Annotated in this window: 17 protein-coding genes; 3 read left to right on the forward strand and 14 right to left on the reverse strand. The window is 31.5% G+C overall.

All coding sequences use genetic code 11. The features are described from left to right. Positions 1 to 106: 106 nt before the first annotated feature. Positions 107 to 1,339 (forward strand): glycosyltransferase, encoded by a 1,233-nt coding sequence (locus B2S02_RS02415; RefSeq protein WP_346920221.1) that lies wholly within the window; start codon positions 107 to 109, stop codon positions 1,337 to 1,339. Then, entirely contained in the window at positions 1,306 to 1,893 is a 588-nt protein-coding gene (locus B2S02_RS02420) for a flavodoxin family protein (RefSeq protein WP_346920222.1), read from the forward strand. Before B2S02_RS02415 ends, B2S02_RS02420 begins: the two co-directional genes overlap by 34 nt. Positions 1,894 to 2,081: 188 nt before the next feature. Here the strand turns inward: B2S02_RS02420 and B2S02_RS02425 are convergent, their stop codons facing one another. The 12 genes from B2S02_RS02425 to B2S02_RS02480 all read right to left on the reverse strand — a co-directional run bounded on the left by B2S02_RS02425 (position 2,082) and on the right by B2S02_RS02480 (position 14,558). Further along, positions 2,082 to 3,062, reverse strand: a complete 981-nt coding sequence (locus tag B2S02_RS02425; RefSeq protein ID WP_346920278.1) for a serine hydrolase domain-containing protein — start codon at positions 3,060 to 3,062, stop codon at positions 2,082 to 2,084. Positions 3,063 to 3,067: 5 nt separating this feature from the next. Further along, positions 3,068 to 5,356, reverse strand: coding sequence for an excinuclease ABC subunit UvrA (locus B2S02_RS02430; RefSeq protein WP_346920223.1), 2,289 nt, complete (start codon positions 5,354 to 5,356; stop codon positions 3,068 to 3,070). Between the two features lie 89 nt (positions 5,357 to 5,445). Next, positions 5,446 to 6,381, reverse strand: coding sequence for an AraC family transcriptional regulator (locus tag B2S02_RS02435; protein ID WP_346920224.1), 936 nt, complete (start codon positions 6,379 to 6,381; stop codon positions 5,446 to 5,448). Positions 6,382 to 6,609: 228 nt separating this feature from the next. Continuing rightward, positions 6,610 to 7,122, reverse strand: a complete 513-nt coding sequence (locus B2S02_RS02440) for a DUF3189 family protein (protein ID WP_346920225.1) — start codon at positions 7,120 to 7,122, stop codon at positions 6,610 to 6,612. Positions 7,123 to 7,289: 167 nt separating this feature from the next. Next, on the reverse strand, positions 7,290 to 8,045 hold the full coding sequence (locus B2S02_RS02445) for a PHP domain-containing protein (protein WP_346920226.1): 756 nt from the start codon (positions 8,043 to 8,045) through the stop codon (positions 7,290 to 7,292). 314 nt (positions 8,046 to 8,359) lie between these two features. After that, complete coding sequence (locus B2S02_RS02450; protein WP_346892968.1) at positions 8,360 to 9,343, reverse strand: effector binding domain-containing protein; 984 nt, start codon at positions 9,341 to 9,343, stop codon at positions 8,360 to 8,362. A gap of 432 nt (positions 9,344 to 9,775) precedes the next feature. Then, entirely contained in the window at positions 9,776 to 10,633 is an 858-nt protein-coding gene (locus tag B2S02_RS02455; protein ID WP_346920227.1) for a GNAT family N-acetyltransferase, read from the reverse strand. 84 nt (positions 10,634 to 10,717) lie between these two features. Beyond that, a complete protein-coding gene (locus tag B2S02_RS02460) occupies positions 10,718 to 11,416 on the reverse strand; it encodes a GNAT family N-acetyltransferase (protein WP_346920228.1) in 699 nt (232 codons plus the stop codon). A gap of 243 nt (positions 11,417 to 11,659) precedes the next feature. After that, a complete protein-coding gene (locus B2S02_RS02465; RefSeq protein ID WP_346920229.1) occupies positions 11,660 to 12,106 on the reverse strand; it encodes a GNAT family N-acetyltransferase in 447 nt (148 codons plus the stop codon). Positions 12,107 to 12,343: 237 nt separating this feature from the next. Further along, positions 12,344 to 13,072 carry a DUF2812 domain-containing protein gene (locus tag B2S02_RS02470; RefSeq protein ID WP_346920230.1) on the reverse strand — a complete coding sequence of 243 codons (729 nt, stop codon included), beginning with the start codon at positions 13,070 to 13,072 and terminating at the stop codon, positions 12,344 to 12,346. A 15-nt stretch (positions 13,073 to 13,087) separates the two neighbouring features. Beyond that, positions 13,088 to 13,408: a PadR family transcriptional regulator gene (locus tag B2S02_RS02475; RefSeq protein ID WP_156964363.1), complete on the reverse strand. Its 321-nt coding sequence runs from the start codon at positions 13,406 to 13,408 to the stop codon at positions 13,088 to 13,090. Between the two features lie 211 nt (positions 13,409 to 13,619). After that, positions 13,620 to 14,558 carry a YafY family protein gene (locus tag B2S02_RS02480; protein WP_346920231.1) on the reverse strand — a complete coding sequence of 313 codons (939 nt, stop codon included), beginning with the start codon at positions 14,556 to 14,558 and terminating at the stop codon, positions 13,620 to 13,622. 127 nt (positions 14,559 to 14,685) lie between these two features. Here B2S02_RS02480 and B2S02_RS02485 point away from each other — a divergent pair, with 127 nt between their 5' ends. Further along, positions 14,686 to 15,138, forward strand: coding sequence for a VOC family protein (locus tag B2S02_RS02485; protein ID WP_346920232.1), 453 nt, complete (start codon positions 14,686 to 14,688; stop codon positions 15,136 to 15,138). 473 nt (positions 15,139 to 15,611) lie between these two features. Here B2S02_RS02485 and B2S02_RS02490 read toward each other — a convergent pair whose 3' ends face one another. After that, a complete protein-coding gene (locus B2S02_RS02490; RefSeq protein WP_346920233.1) occupies positions 15,612 to 16,166 on the reverse strand; it encodes a Type 1 glutamine amidotransferase-like domain-containing protein in 555 nt (184 codons plus the stop codon). A 157-nt stretch (positions 16,167 to 16,323) separates the two neighbouring features. Then, positions 16,324 to 16,947 (reverse strand): class I SAM-dependent methyltransferase, encoded by a 624-nt coding sequence (locus B2S02_RS02495; RefSeq protein WP_346846742.1) that lies wholly within the window; start codon positions 16,945 to 16,947, stop codon positions 16,324 to 16,326. Between the last annotated feature and the right edge of the window lie 20 nt (positions 16,948 to 16,967).

A 16,967-nucleotide genomic window follows, 5' to 3' on the forward strand; every position in this document is an offset into this window, starting at 1 on the left:
CCGACATATTGATCGATATTGTCGGTTGAATAATTTTTATATGTAGAATACACTAAAATCATACAACAAGCTGTTGTGCAAATCAAATGGATTTTAGGAGGCAATAATGATTACGATTTTATGTAGTGGTTCTCGTGGAGATATTCAGCCATATATTGCTCTGGCTATTAAGTTAAAAAAACAGGGGGAAGATGTACGAATTGCAGCAGGTAAAAGCTTTGGAGATTTTATTACAAGTTATGGAATAGAACATTTTCCCCTTGCAGCAGATTATAAATCTGTAGATATTGACCCTAAGCTTCTAGAGGCTGCTCAAAGTTCAACAAATCCACTTAAAATGCTTTTTACCTTTAACAAAATGAAAAAATATTCGAAAATGATGGTTGATGAAATGTATGAGTCATGTGTTGGTAGTGATGTTGTTGTATATCATCCTGGTTGCACTATTGGCTATTTCGCTGCACAACAAATGGGGATACCATCTGTTATGGCATCTCCTTTTCCTATGCTGAAAACTTCTAAAGTGCCATCAATTATCGCTTATGGGAAAACTAAAATGCCTATTTCTCTGTCTTACAAAATGCTACAGGGGATGTTATGGATTGCATCTAAAACAGGCGTTATGCTTTATTGGAAAGAAAAATTCGGTAAACTACCAGAAAATTTTGATTGTCCTTTTGAACGAGTAGATGAAAAAAATCCATCTATTGTTTGTTGTTCTAATTATGTTTTTCCACGTCCAGGAGATTGGAATAAAAATGTTTATCAATTTGGCTATTGGTTTACTCAAGAAAATGATGAATATACTCCACCAAAAGAACTTGTGGAGTTTTTATCAAAGGGTGAAAAACCTATTTATTTTGGATTTGGTTCTGTATTTAACGAAAAAGATAAAGATAGGTTTATATATTATGTAAAAGAGGCTTTATCAAAAACAAATAAGCGTGGAATTATTTGTGGTATGGGTAATGTTAAGAACTTACCTGAAAATATATTTGCAATAGATAGCATCCCCCATACATGGCTATTTGCAAAATGCTTGGCTGTCTGCCACCACGGTGGAGCAGGTACAACAGCAGCTGGGTTTGCTGCAGGAGTGCCGTCTATTATTATTCCATTTTCCAACGACCAATTTGCATGGGCACATCGTAGTTATGACATTGGAGTAGGAGCAAAACCTATATACAAAAAACAGCTATCAGCAAAAAAGCTTGTAGAATCAATAAACTATGCTTTATCTGACAAAGTCACACAAAATGCAAAACAGTTGGGTAAAAATATTGCAAGTGAAAATGGAGCAAAGCATTGTGCAGATTTAATTATAAGGATGGTAAATTAAATATGCATAAAATTGTAGCAATTTTAGGTAGCCCCCATATTAATGGAAATGGTGCATTTGCTTTGGATAGAATACTTAAAGGTGCAAAAGAAAACGGAGCAATATGTTTAAAATATGAGCTTTGTAAAATTAACATAAAAAACTGTTTAGGTTGCAGAAAATGTGTAGAAAATGGTGGTGTATGCGTTTTGAAAGATGATTTTACTGAGATTTTTGAAAATATTAAAACTGCTGATACTGTGATAATATCATCGCCAATTTATATTAACCAAGTTAACGGATACACAAAAACCTTTCTCGATAGGTGTTATCCACTTACCGACAAATACCATAAACCACGTTTTGGAAAACGAAATGTTATAATGCTTTGTACATATGGTGCACCTATACCTTTTATTTTTTCAAAATATATCAAAAGTACAGGTAAATCTTTAAAAGCAATGGGATTAGTTAATAACAGAAATATTATAATTCATGGCTGTACTACTATTGATAAAGTTAAAAATGATGTAAAACTTCAATCAAAACTAATTTCCATTGGAAAAAATATATAAAAAAATTTAGATTTATCCATATACAATATAATTAATAATATTTAAAGTTCAAGTTTTAATTATACTTTTCATGAAAAAAAGATAGGATTTTAAGCCTATCCTATCCCTTTGAGTATCTTCACCTGAACAAATTGTAATTTGTAAAACTTTGGATTAGCCTCATAATCTCACTGATAAATTAATATATATTATACACAATTCTCAAATATTGGTTCAATATAATCTTTAATAAGTTTTAAACTATCCTTCGCATATGGCTTTAAAATAGAAGCAATAGAAACTACCATTTTTTTCTTTGTATTAACATAAATCGCATTTCCTCCCTGTCCCAAAGCTGCATATATATGTTCTTTATCATCAATAATCCACCACAGATAGCCATAGGATAGCTTTCCTCCTTGGCTATGCTCCTTTATACTTTCATCTATCCACCACGCCGGTATAATTTGTTTATCTTTCCATATTCCATTACTTAAGTACAATTGACCTATTTTTGCCATATCCATTGGGGTTAAGGTAAGACCCCAGCCTGCTGTATTTATACCTTCTGGGTCAACAACCCAACCGCTAACATTTTTATCTTTGGAAAAGGCAAGATGTTCTTCTTTATTTTGTAACACTACATTGTGTTCAACATTAATTTCCAATGGCGAAAACAAATTTTCTCTTGCAAAATTAAGTACTGATTGTCCTGTTGCTTTTACAAGAATTCCTGATAAAATATGTGTTCCTACAATAGGAGAATACCTAAACTCTCCGTTCTGCCTCTTCCCTCCTAATAAATCAAGCCCAGCTTTTATCCAGCTATCGCTTGCGAAAACCTTCGCATATGGTTCTGACTTACATTTATATGGGGCTGTCATAGTCAGCATATCCTTAATGGTAACACTCTGTATCGTTTTTTCTCCTCTTTTAACTGTGTAATCCGGGAAAAAATCCAATACTTTCTGGTTGATACTTTTGATGTACCCTTTATCTATGGCAATACCAATCAATATGGAAATAATACTTTTTGTCACTGAAAAAACATGGCTGGTGTTATTAGCTGTATAACCATTATAGTAATTTTCATATAATGTTTCACCGTTTTTTAATACAATTATGCCAGTAATATTGTTATAGCTACTGTTTATTATCTTTTCTAACAATATCTTTTTTCTTTGATTTATATGATTCATACAAGATACCCTCCTGTTCTGGAATTTTGATTATCTTTCAGTTGCTCTGGTATTCCTTTGGCAATAATCTCACCGCCCTTATCCCCACCTTCCGGACCAAGTTCAATAATATAGTCACAGCTCTTTAAGACCTCTACATTGTGTTCAATGACAATCACCGAATTGCCATTTACAACAAGTTGATCTAATAGTTGTAATAACAATGCCGTATCATACAAGCTAAGTCCAGTGGTTGGTTCATCTAACACATATAGTATATTGCCCTTTCGATGCCGTCCCAGCTCTTTGGCAAGCTTCACTCTCTGTGCCTCACCACCACTTAAAGAAGAAGATGGCTGACCAAGGGTTAAGTACCCCATGCCCATTTGATCTAGAATACGTAGTGGTCTCACAATGCTATTCTGATCTTCAAAGAATGAAATGGCTTCGGTAACGCTCATCTCTAACACATCGGCAATGTTTTTTCCTTTATAGTCTACAGAAAGACTTTCTTCATGAAACCGCTTGCCATGACACATCTGGCAAAGCTTATCTACAGAAAAATTGGAGGTCAGAAAGATTCTTTCATAACCACTACCACCACAGTCTGGACATGCCCCTTTAGAATAAAAAGAAAAATGTCCACCACTCATGTTTCTTATTTTTGCTTCAGGCTGTTTTGCAAAAAGTTCCCTGATTTTATCCCAGATACCAATATAAGAGACTGGCGTAGAACTGGAATTTCTTCCAATAGGCTCCTGAGATATCTTTGCAAAGCCACTAATCAGTTCTACTCCTGCTATATCAGTTGCAATACTATATTTTCTGGCACTAGCAAGACGTTTCAAAAGCGTCTCCTCAATAAGCGAACTCTTCCCACTTCCTGATAATCCAGCAATACCAACCATGGCATGAAGTGGAAATGCTACAGTTAAGTCCTTTAAATAATGGGTATTTGCATGCTCTAAGATTAGACAGTCTTCCTTATCAAAGGCATTCTTTCTGGCCGTCCTTTCCGGCATCAAACATTTGCCTGAAAGATACTGACTAAGCATAGTATCTACATTTTCATATCCTTCATAATTTCCCTGGTAGACAACCCTTCCACCTTCTATGCCTGCTTTTGGACCAATCTCAATAATATGGTCGGCATGACGAATCATCTTTCTATCATGCTCCACCATAATCACTGTATTACCAATGTCTCTTAATTCCTTTACCGCTTTGATCATGCTTTCCTTCTCCGATGAATGTAATCCTGCCATGGGTTCATCAAAGACATAAATCAGAGAATTCAGTTTAGACTCCAAATGGAGATGGAGAAAGATTCGCTGTACCTCACCACCGCTTAAAGAAGACATCTCCCTATAAAGAGTCAGATGCCCTAAGCGAAACTGAATCAAATGCTTCAATTTCTCCACTACATTCTTTACCACGTTCTTACCAAACTGAGATAATTCTTTCTCCGGTATTTCCTTTAGGAAATCAAGAAGACCTGTCAGTGTCATCTGTCCCAGTTCACCAATGCGCTTTCCATGAAGGAAGACTTCTCTTGCTTCTTCGCCGATTCGATGTCCATGACAATCTGGACAAAGGGTCTTTGCATAAACTTCCTCCACATCCTCGCCCTTTTCATACGAATTTCTTAGTATACGCTCCAGACAGTAGCTTTGCTTGCCATTATCATATGTGCCATAGATGACTTCATTACTGATATCTTCTGGAAGTTCCCAGAATGGGGTTGCAAAATATACGCCGTATTTCTTCTTTAAAATTCGTAAGAAACCAGCTGTTACCTTCAGACTCTCATAGACCTCCAATAAGGTTGTTGTTTTATCTGGAATCAACTTCTCCAGATTGATATCATAATAAGAACCTCTGCCCTGGCATCTAATACACATACCATCGGCCGTTGTATATAGAAAGAAGCCTAGGGAGAGATGTCCACTATGCTCATCTATAGGCTTTCCGTCACTGGTATATAACATGGCTAACTGGTTTAGGATTCCAGTCTTTGTGCCAACTGTAGAACGGGGATTGCTCTGCCTTATTGTATTTTGACATACCGCCACCGTTGGACCGATTCCTTCCATAGTATCGAACCTGTCCTCGTTATCAAGTCCAGTCAGAATTCCAATGGACCTTAGATACTTGTTCTTGCCTTCTTCAAACAGGATATCAAATGCAAGACTGGATTTACCGGAACCACTGATACCGGTAATGACCACTAGTTGATGTTTAGGAATAGTTAGATTAATATTTTTTAGATTATGGATTCGTGCTCCTTGAATCTTGATTTCTTCCATATGCTCACCTCTGAATAGATTGCAGCATGTTAGAAATGAATGGGTTCAATGGGAAGGTAGATGTCAACCCTAATTGCCTAAATCGTAGATTACTTCACATAATTCATTGGCTCAATAGGAACATATATATCTACCCCATGGATAGGATTTCCATTGGCATAAGGTTCGTTTCGATACACTTCGAATGGATATGAGTTTCTTGGAACATAACCACTGCTAGTTATCCACTGTTGATACATGTAATTCCAAGCATCGCTATACTGTTCCTGCTGAATCTGAAAATGTCCCACCGCATACAGTCCGCCTTCTAGTTTCATCCTTCCAAGAATACCGTCTTCATGAACTCGTATATCCTCTGGCACCGTGAGACACAGGCTGGTACGGAATTGATTCTCCTCTCCAAATTCCGGATTATCATGATACATAGCAATCACCCAGTTTTGACCCTTCACAAGAAGATGCTGCTTCTTTGCATGATCAAATAAAATCTGAATAAGATTGACATACTTCTTTGCTAATGTGTCATAGGTACCTGTATGTCTCACATAAGCAACCTGCTTTTCTCCCAAATTTTCTATAGTAATCTGCCCAGCCACAGGAATCGGATTGTCTGCCCATTCTTTCTTCACAGTGTCCTTATTATACTCTGACAGTAAAAAAGAATCTTTGCAATTCTTGCTATATTCATTCCGATATTCTCTTGGACTAGTGCCATAATAATTCTTAAATGCCCGGGAAAATACGGCTGAATCAGTATATCCAAGTTCATAAGAAATATCCGTAATATTTTTATCTGCCCGGTGTGCAAGCAAAAAAAGTGCATTCTCCATGCGAATCCGGTTCACATAATGAGCTAAAGGCTCGTTTAATATGCCCTGAAATATCCGGCTGAAATGATATTTTGAAAACCCAGCAGCATTGGAAAGTTCCTCGATAGACAGTGATTGTCCTAAATGATCTTCAATATAGTCCTGCACCTTATGAATTTTTCGTATATATTCATCTTGACACTTCTGATCTGGCATATGATACCCTCCTGTTCTTGATAAATATAGGATAAGGTATTTAATAAATCTTTTCAACCCATCCTCAGAAGAGTTGCTTTGAACTGCTTTCATATCACGTTACGCTAATATAAATAATCTCCAGTACAAATAGAAATAGTTATAACACAAGCCAATGATACTTTTTATATCATTGGCTTGAATTTAATATATAACCTCTTTTTTTAATTTTGGTTATCTATTTAAAAATTATTTTTTCTTAAATTCCTTATTATCTAAAATAATAACCTCTGACTTATCTTCCTTTGATGCCTTCTTTGTGTGATTTACAAGTTTTATAACGTTCTTATATGATTGTTTTGCTCCCTTTACAAGCAAGGGTACTCCTAGAAAATCAATTTTTAGCCACCTAGAAAGTAATCCGCCAAAGGTCATTGGTAATGGAACCGTTGGTGATGTATTAGAAAATATAATTTTCTCATTTAATAGCTTTTCTTTATGAAGCATAGAAGTTAAATTGTATAATCCTGGAATTAAAACCTTTGAACGTCCTCTACCTACAACATAGACTTTATTTCCATCTTCATCACTTCCATAATAAAAGAGTTCTCCACGATTTCCATATACTAACTTATTAAAGTTAGGTAATTTCAATATTTCATCCTTAGTTGGTTCTCGAGTTTCATCCAGCATTTTTAAGTGATAAGCAATTGCTAGAATAGACGAGTGGGTTCCTCCATAACAATTATATATGTATATCATTTAAATCACCTAATTTCTTCTTTTTTTACTTTATTTTAATAATTGTAGTATATGCAATAAACATTTATATTAAACATTCTTTGAACACATTTTATCCAAGTTCCCCAATGTTCTACAATTCTTTATACATAAAATAAATATGTTCCAATCCGTTACCACTACCAAACTTAAGCTCTTAATAATTTCATTAATTTATGTGCATCTCCATCAGCATTAATGATATCATCATCTGTAAGACCTGCCTCAGCTGCAATATTATATGCTTTACCAAAATACCCTACATCCTCTGATTTGTGTGCATCACTTCCTAATGAAAATTTAACGCCCATGTTCTTTAACTTTTTTATTGTTTCAATATCCATATTCTTATGAGATCTGTTAATTTCTAAAGCAGTATTTCTTTCAATAGCTACCTTTCCAATTTCAATAATATCTGGATTAACATGCTCTAATGGATGATTTAATATTGTAATTTCATATTTTTTAATAGCATTAATCGCAGCTTCTGTATAATTTCTCAATAAAAGTGGATTTTGTACCGCTCCAGGATGATAACCCACACAAATTATGTCCAGGTAATCAATTATTTCATCTTTAATATCTATATCCCCCTTTTTAGTAACAATATTACATTCTATACCAAGAAGAATCTTAAAGTCATTCTCCTTCAATAATGAACTCTTATTAAAATCATCAATTACTTTACGTACTTCTTTATATTGATTTAGTTTCATCCCGTAGATACTATGCCTATAACCATGGTCTGTTATTGCTATTTCTTTTAATCCTTTTTTTATTCCAGTTTTAACATTTGATTCAATACTTCCTTTTGCATGTTCTCCAAAAATAATATTAAATAAGGGAATATGCCCCTTTGCAATATTAGTATGAGTATGATAGTCTGCAATAATCTTAAAACTCATTTTATCTCCTCCATAGTTTTATTTTGCCCATATTATTGGATAATTCTTACCATATATCACAATTCTGCACAAACAATATATATCATTACTTCTGCATAGTATTTGTTTTTTACCATAAAAAAAACCTTCATTATTTATGGTACGGTTCACCGTAACTATTTGAAGTGAAGTTTTTCCATCTTGTTCTTATTTAAAAGCAAACAAAAAGATGCTCCATCCCGAAAAGATTAGCATCCTTTTAGTTAATATACATCTTTAGAAAAAATTGTAGTTTATTGGGGTACAGGTTATGCTCAATTTACACAACACAGGTATCATTTTAACTTTATAGGTAAAAGTAAATCAATATGACCATCTATTCCATTTTCAGGCCAACCCATATGGGAAGAATAAATCCAATTTAAATGCTCCTCTAGGCATCCGCCCATAATCTCTTCTCCTTGCTCTCTGTAGTTGGAATCATATTTATCACTTTCTTCTACCCATTTGCTTAAAAGCTTCCATTCGTGGAAGTCAGGGAATACAATAGTATGGGCTGCGTACATTCCACCCTCAAACCTCTTTTTTACGAGTGGCGCTGGGACTTCCATGTCATCAGGAATGGTTACCCAATCCTCATATCCGTGATGTGGTCTATTATGCGATGGATTTGGATGATTAAACCCAAACATTCTTGCATCGGGTTTCTTTTCGTACAGATTGCTCTCACGAATAAATTTATCTACCACACCTCCAACTACTTCCTCTGGATTCTCACCAATAAAGTGATACGAAGCGACAGTACATGGAGACATCACAACAATTCGAACATTTTGTAACTTACCCAATACCTCATTTGCCTTGTTTAATTCTTCCATTGAACGTTCCTCCTTAAAATTAATTCTAGAAAGGGTTAGCGGTTCAATGACTTTTATGATATCAGCATCTTGTAATAAATCAAGTTTAATTGTTGTTCCCGTGCTTTTATTCAAGCGTGATACAAAAATCTCCAACACATACCGAATGATATCAAGTGCAGTTATCTCATCATTAATCTCAACTATGTTTCTTTGGAATATTTCGATAATGTTAGTCAATTCAGGAGTTTTGAAAATCAACGCAATTTGTTTTATTGGAATCCGCAGCTTGCGTAATACAATGATATACTGAAGACGTAGAATAGCATTTTCATCATAAACGCGATATGCGTAATCTTCTTTGCGTTGACTGAATAATAGCCCCATTTGTTCATAGTACCGAAGCATTCGTGTAGAAACATTAAAGACCTTTGTTACTTCACTTATAGTCATCAATCCCATATGCTCAACTCCTTTCTGTAATCAGAATAATGGACGACACGATGTCAGAGTCAATAGACTTTTAAAATATTTTCCGAGGATTATATAAATTTTCTCATACTGCATATCTAATCTCAAATAAGCAGGTAGATAAATTACTATTTGTATATTAATCATATTTGTTAATAATATAATTGTACCATACTATGTAAACGCGTTATTGCTTATAATACGGTATTTTTACCTTTAGAAATTTAGTTACTTTATTTAGCTCCCTTTTCTGGTGTTGTGATTTTAAATAAAATTGCTGGTACATTAGGATTTAACTAGTTCTATGTACAATAAATATACCTTTGTTTAAGGCACAACTACATAAAAAAACAGCAGAATTCTGAAATTCTACTGTTAATAGGTGTTTCTAATTACTTAGTTTTATATGGAATATATCCCTAATTAAATATACTTCTTTAACTCCTCTATGGACTCTATATCAAACAAATCTCCATTAATTTTTTCTATCTTTTCTAAAGATAATTTAAGTATAGACTCTATTATATTATCTGGAATATCCTTAAACTTTTTCCTTAAAAGTTTTATAGTACTTTTAGCTAAAGCATCTCTTGCTCCTTGCTTTATTCCTTCTATTTTACCTTCTTTTTTGCCTTCTTCTCTACCTTCATCTCTAGCGCCTTGAAGTCTACTTTTCTCATCTCTTATAGCTTTATCTCTCATCTCAGCTAGTTGTATTAATTCTTTATCTCCACTAATGTTGTATAGAACATCCATTGCTTCCTTGATTTCAGTATCTTCCTTTTTCAATTTATTAGTAAATCTATGAATAGGACCATCCCAAACTTCATTACCATTTTGAAGTTCTATGAAGTTACCTAAAGTATATTGGCTTATTACATTATTCCAAAAAATATGAGAAACCTTATGTAAACGCAACTGTTTTACTTCCCAATTTCCTTGAAACTTATTAAAAACTTCAAAAGCCACAATTTTACCTATTCCTCTTTTCCTATATTTTTTTAGAACGAAAAATTCTGCAATTGCATAATCAGTTGGAGATGAGGTAACAACACTATGTTTATTAACAAGAACAAATCCTGCTAATTTGTCATCTACTCTAATTATAAAGGGGTATCTATCTTTTTCTGTCCAGTAATTATCCAAATAACTGTAATCGTATAACCCATGTTCATTTAAATCACGATTTTCATATTCTGATAAATCATAATTATATAATTCAATCATATTTTTTAATATCATTTTATCAGCCTTGCTAGCTTCTATTAATTCAACCTTCATCTTTCACTACCTCTAAAACATTATTTTAATCAATTAATAAATCTTAAATTGGAATTTGACAAGATAATATTTTGCTATTAAAAGTTAATATTTTTCTGCAAAATATTCTACCCATGCTGGATAAAATCCTGTGGCTAAAGCAGTTCTCATTGAAGCAAGGTTCGCACTCCACGTTGTATAATATGGTATTTTATCTAGCTTCAATATCTCCTTTGTTAATTGTTGAATAACCAATTTTGCTAATCCTTGTCCCCTATATTCCTTAATGGTATCTATACCTATTTGCCATAGTGGATCATGATAATTGTCTGCCCCAGCTACAGCTACCACCGTTCCTTCAACAAAAGCTGCAATTGCAATTTCATCCTTTTCATAGTTTAATGCATTTTCAAATCCAGGATATTTTATGTAAAACTCACTCATATTTTCTTTTTCTATTTTCTTAAGAACTACATTATCTGGGCAAATAATATCTTCACTTTTACTATAAAGAAATCTCAAATGTTCACCTGCAAGACATAAATCATTTTCTCTTAGTTTACATTCAATTCTATGAAGATTTTTACCATCAATAATATCTTCTGCTAAAGTATCTATAAAATTTTCTTTTGCCCAGTTAATTAAATTTCTCCTTCCAATAAAAAGCATTGATTTTCCAAATGAAATCATACGAAAAACTTCTACATCGCTTTCCATGAATACATTTTTATCATTATCAAATGCATTATACTCCAGATTATAATTTGTAATATAATAATTAATTACTTTCTGAATATCATCCATAATTTAAAATCTCCTCTATAAAATACTATTTGCCCGTCACTAAAAATTTTCTTACCTTTTTAATTATAACATATTTTGTAAATATGACATTATTTTTAGTATGGTATTTCCAGCTTTAAAAATAGCCTTAGCCAAGCCATATAAATCCCCGGGGGTATAAATTGCATTTTCTTGTGGTACAGTTCTCCATATCTACTTAAAGTGGGTTTTTTATATATTTTCATTAAGCAAACTAGAATTGCACTACCTCTCCATAACATAGTTTGTTAGTAAAACACCTTTCCTTTCTACTTTCTGTTCTTTTACAACCTTATATCCTCGTTTTTCAAAGAAATACTTTGCAGTAATTGATGCCTGTGTACTAATCTTATCTACATCAAATGCCTTTTCCAGCACATCACAAATCGCAGTAGCAATCCCTTTATTTTGGTAGTCCTTATGAACATATAATCTATCTAAATATCCACTCTTATCTATATCTCCAAAACCAACTATAATATTATTTTCAATAGCAATAACTGTAAAATTATCTAATAAGGATTTATTCCATTTCTCTAAATCTACAGCACCTGTTGCCCATACATTCAACTGTTCTTCTGTATAGTCTTTTGCATTAATGGAATGTACTGTATTATAAAACAGTTCGACTAAATCTTTACAATCTGATGGTTCATACCTTCTTATAAGCATTTCCTATCTCACTCACCTTTAATACTATTCCTAAATTGAATATTATTTTACATGATCCTTATTATTTAAATTTAATTAACAATATCCTTATTGTACCACCTCACTTTCCACTGCTCAATAAATTTATACCATATAAAGCATATTTTTCCTTTGTTTAACCTATAACTACATAAAAAACAGTAGAATTCTGAAATTCTACTGTTCCTAAAAAATACTTCTACCCATACTTTATATAATTTATAAAGACTTTTTATATTTCTTAAAGTAGACTAAACTTGAAAAAATAAAAAAAGCACCTAAAATTATAAAAAATGCTGCAGAAAAATATAGTTTCCCGGTTAAATGCCATATTCCTATTGCCAACCATAGAACCCCTGAAATTGCATCTAATATCCATGAACTTTTATTATCTATTGCTTTACAATTACACGTACCATATTTTTTTATTTGCTTAATTCTAGAGCTATATGCTAAATAAGGCATAAAATTAAAGACAAATACAAATATATCAATTATCAACAATCCAACAATAATCAAAAATATAGGTTTAATGGCAACTAAAGAAACAACTAACAACCCCATTAGAGCTATAGCTAGTATTAAAGAATATAAAGTCCCTTTTCTTGTTTGATTTCTTATACTTGTATATTTATCTATTTCTGATTCACAATCACTATAAATAGGTTTAGTTCCAGCTTGCGCTGAAAAAATGTGCATATAATTTTCTATAGAAACAATACAATTCCATCCTGCTTCTTTAAATATAGTGAAGTATTCTTCATTTGCCTCTGTTTGGTAATCTAAGTTATATATTATATCTTGAGATTTATCTTTTCTTAGTTTATAGAAAAACCCTCCTACTATATCTTCTAATATCCAACCTTTCCTTGCATATTCTTTTAATTTTTCCATATCACTTTCTTCACTAAATGCAAACCCATTAATCATTACATATTTACTTTTCAAAAATATCCCTCTTTTCTAACCCAAAAAATTTTCAGCGAATTTGATCATCTGCTTTTTACGTTCAATCTCTTTTATAAGCATCTCTCGTCCTTTATTGGTTATTTTATATATTTTTTTATTTTCATCTGTGTCACAATTTAACTCCACTAAATCTGCTGCTAAAAGCTTTTTCAATGTTGTATAAAGTGATGCAGGACCAATAGTAACTTCATTATTAGTAAACTTCTCAATAGTTTTCATAATTAGGTATCCATGCTTTTCATCAACAACACTAGATAAAATATAAAAAGCAGAATCTGTTAATTCCCCTATATCAATAGAATCTTTTCTTGGCATAAAATTCTCCTTCATATTATATTTAATGATATATTATTAAATGATATATCATTAAATATAATATATCCATAAATGATATACTTGTCAAGTTTTTCTTTATTGGTTTCGTTATTTATATATTTTTATTAAAATATATAAATATACTGATAAAAAAGGCTTCTTGCATAAACTAAAGGATATGATTGAATTAATATTTTAGTGTAGATGAATTTTAGATTTCTTCATAATGATTTAGAATTTTTTTGATCTTTTCATAAATAATGGATTTTAACCATTGCGGTTTTACTGATTTAATACAAGTGCCATATCTAAGAAAATAATCAGATATAAAATCTTCTTCACCTACATTACAAAATCCCTTTATAATTGTCTTTGTTCCTGTTTCTATTTTCATAGAAGGATAATGTTCCTTGTAGAAAATATCCGATGCACCATCTAAAATCTCTACTTCAAAATGAATATTTTTATCAGATTGGTAAAATTCTATGGGAGAGTTTATAACATCATCAATTAGAAATTCTAACTTCTCACTACTAAAATCTAATGAGGTTATTTTATCGCATCTAAAAACTTTGTATTTATTGCTATTAAGCTCCATTCCACTAGCGTACCACTGTCCAAATTTAGATGAAATTTTTAAAAACTGAATATGGTAATTTATAGTTTTATCATTTTTCAAATACTTAATCGTACAACTAACTTCATTAATAATACTTTCTAAAATCCTATCTAAGAATTTACTGACATTATTATGTTTAGAGGCTTCAAATTGTAAGGACTTTTTCATCTTATTAATTTTTTCTATTTGTTCTTCCGATAGACAGTTTTCAAATTTTTCATTTAGTTTATTTACACTTAAATGAAAGGGTGTAGACTCGTAGGCATTTAGTGTGAGCATTGCAAAATACAGCGCGTATACTTCGTCTATGGTAAATATAATAGGTGACAATAATCTATTTTTCAATATAACATATTTACCGTATCTACCTTGCTCTGTATAAATAGGCATTCCCAATTCTTCTAATGAACTAATATCACGCAAAGCTGTACTTTTTGAAATGTTATATTTATTCATTAAGTCACTTAAATTGAAGCAATCCAGGTCATTTAGGTACATTATCATATGGTTTAATCTTTCTGATTTTTTCATATATCCTCCGTTTTTAAATTATCTTAAGTAAAGGTTTCACATTTTGACACCTTTAAATATTATAATATATTTATATCAATAATATAATCATTGATATATAATTTACTACAAAAAGGAGATTAATATTATGAGTAAAACCTTAGAAACAGCTATTTTCCTTTCAATGAATGGAAAAGCACAAGATGCTATTAATTTTTATAAGAAACACTTTAACGCAGAACAGTTAATGATTGTAACATATGCAGATATGTTAAAGATGGGGGATAAGTCACGAGAAATTAATGATGAAAATAAAGATTATATTTCTCACTCTGTTTTAAAAATTGGCAATACTAAGGTTATGGTTGCTGAAGATACAATGGATGCCAATGAAGAGTACAAAGTTGGTAATAATACCTCTCTATGTGTTCAAAGTGCTGATTTGGAGGAAATCCATCAATTCTATGAAAGCTTAATCGCAGATAAGAGAGTTAGAATAATTGTACCATTAGCTAGTAATATATTTAGTAAAGCATATGGAATCATTGAAGATCCATTTGGTATTAAAATTCAATTATCTTTCGATGAAAGATTAAAGTGAAAATTACTCTTGTAATAAATAATATGACACAGTTCTCCGTAACTATTACAAATGAGATTTTTCCATTTTATTCTTGTGTATATGTTCTACATAGATATAGTTTAATTCTAAAGTACAATATTGAAAATTCGTAGTAGGATGGCTAGGTCGATTTTGAACGTTTTGTCCTCCTGGGCTATTGGTGAACTATTTCAAAAATAAAACTCGACTCACATTCGCTCACTGAGTAAGTTCTGCTAACTAAATCAAAGATTTAGAGCATCACTTAAAAATTATGATTAAATTTTTTGGTCTTGATATAGAAGTTAAAAGTACAGAAAAAGTGCTACATCCCGTAAAGATTAGCACTTTTTCTAAGAATTCTGTACTCCTCAGCTCGACTGAGTGTGTTTCCTATCTATATTCTATATTATTACTTGTAATATATACTATTTTATGTGTATAACATATTAATAATACGAACTTTTGATTTTTTACTCTATTATAGCAATATCATTATCTGTAATTATTATGGCTTGACTGTCCATTAATTTAATATTAGGACAATCACTTGTATTTAAATATCCACATTCTGTACCTTCTTCTGCGTGAACATTGAGTGTACAATTGATATAACCTAAATTGTTAGGTAAATTTTGTGATAAAACAACACTCCCTGCACTTACTCCTACATATACCCCTCCGTTATGTAAAAATTTTTTCAATGGAATATTAAAATTAGTTTCGTTCATTTTGTTCAATAAATGTTGTGTAGTTCCACCGCAAACGTATATAACATTAAAATTACAAATTTCATCACAACTCATAATTCTTTCTAAATCATATGTAACTATGTTATCATCTAAAATACCAGCATCTAAAAGGTCCTTTTTACACTCTGGAATCCATACCTTTGCGTCTTCTGTTATTGCAGCAGTTGGAATAAAAATAGCTCTAATTTTATCCTTAGGCATATTTACTAATTCTAAAAACTTTTCTTTAATATTTCTATTAGTAAATCCAGTAGATGTTAATATCAAATTTTGCATAATTAAAAATCTCCTCTACAAAATACTATTTGCCTGTCACTAAAAATTTTCTTACCTTTTTAATTATAACATATTTTGTAAATATAACATTACTTATAGTAGGTATTTTAAGCCTTAAAACAGCCTTAGATAAGTTAAATAAATGTAATAATTATACTTATTTTTTACATTTTATCAATAAAAATTTCATTGGAGGTTTATCTTTATTATCACTATCTATTTCATCAATCTCAGAAAATTCTACAAGTCCATATTTTTGAAAATCTTTTTTTATTGATTCAGAATCATAAAAAAAGATTTTTACTCCGTCTTTAGTTTCATAATAACTTTCATTAAGTTTTTTTCCTTTTCCAAACATAGGAGCTTTCTTTGAAACAGCTGTAAAAATCATATATCCGTCTTGTTTTAATTGATTATAACAATCACTAATAAATTTTTCCCTCTCACTTTCATTTAATAAATGAATAAGTGCATAGCTAAATATCCCTTCATAGAGTTTATTTTCAAAAGGCATATCTCCTACTGAACCATGATAAATATTAATATCAATCCCATGTTGCCTTGCTAAATCAATAGCTGTTTTTGAGATTTCGATTCCTGTAACATTTATATTATTATCAATAAATACCTTTGCATTTCTTCCATAACCAATACCAGGTATTAATATATCTTTTATATTATTTTCAATAAAGCAATCCTTGGCAATAATGGCTGATTCTGATGGTTTAAATCCCCACATTGTTTGTTTTTCTATAAAACTTTTTTCCCAAAACTCCGTCATATTTTCGCTCTCCTTAAAAT

This window comes from Clostridium sp. UBA7339 (assembly GCF_002470865.1).
GTDB classification, from domain to species: Bacteria; Bacillota; Clostridia; order Clostridiales; family Clostridiaceae; genus Clostridium_J; species Clostridium_J sulfidigenes.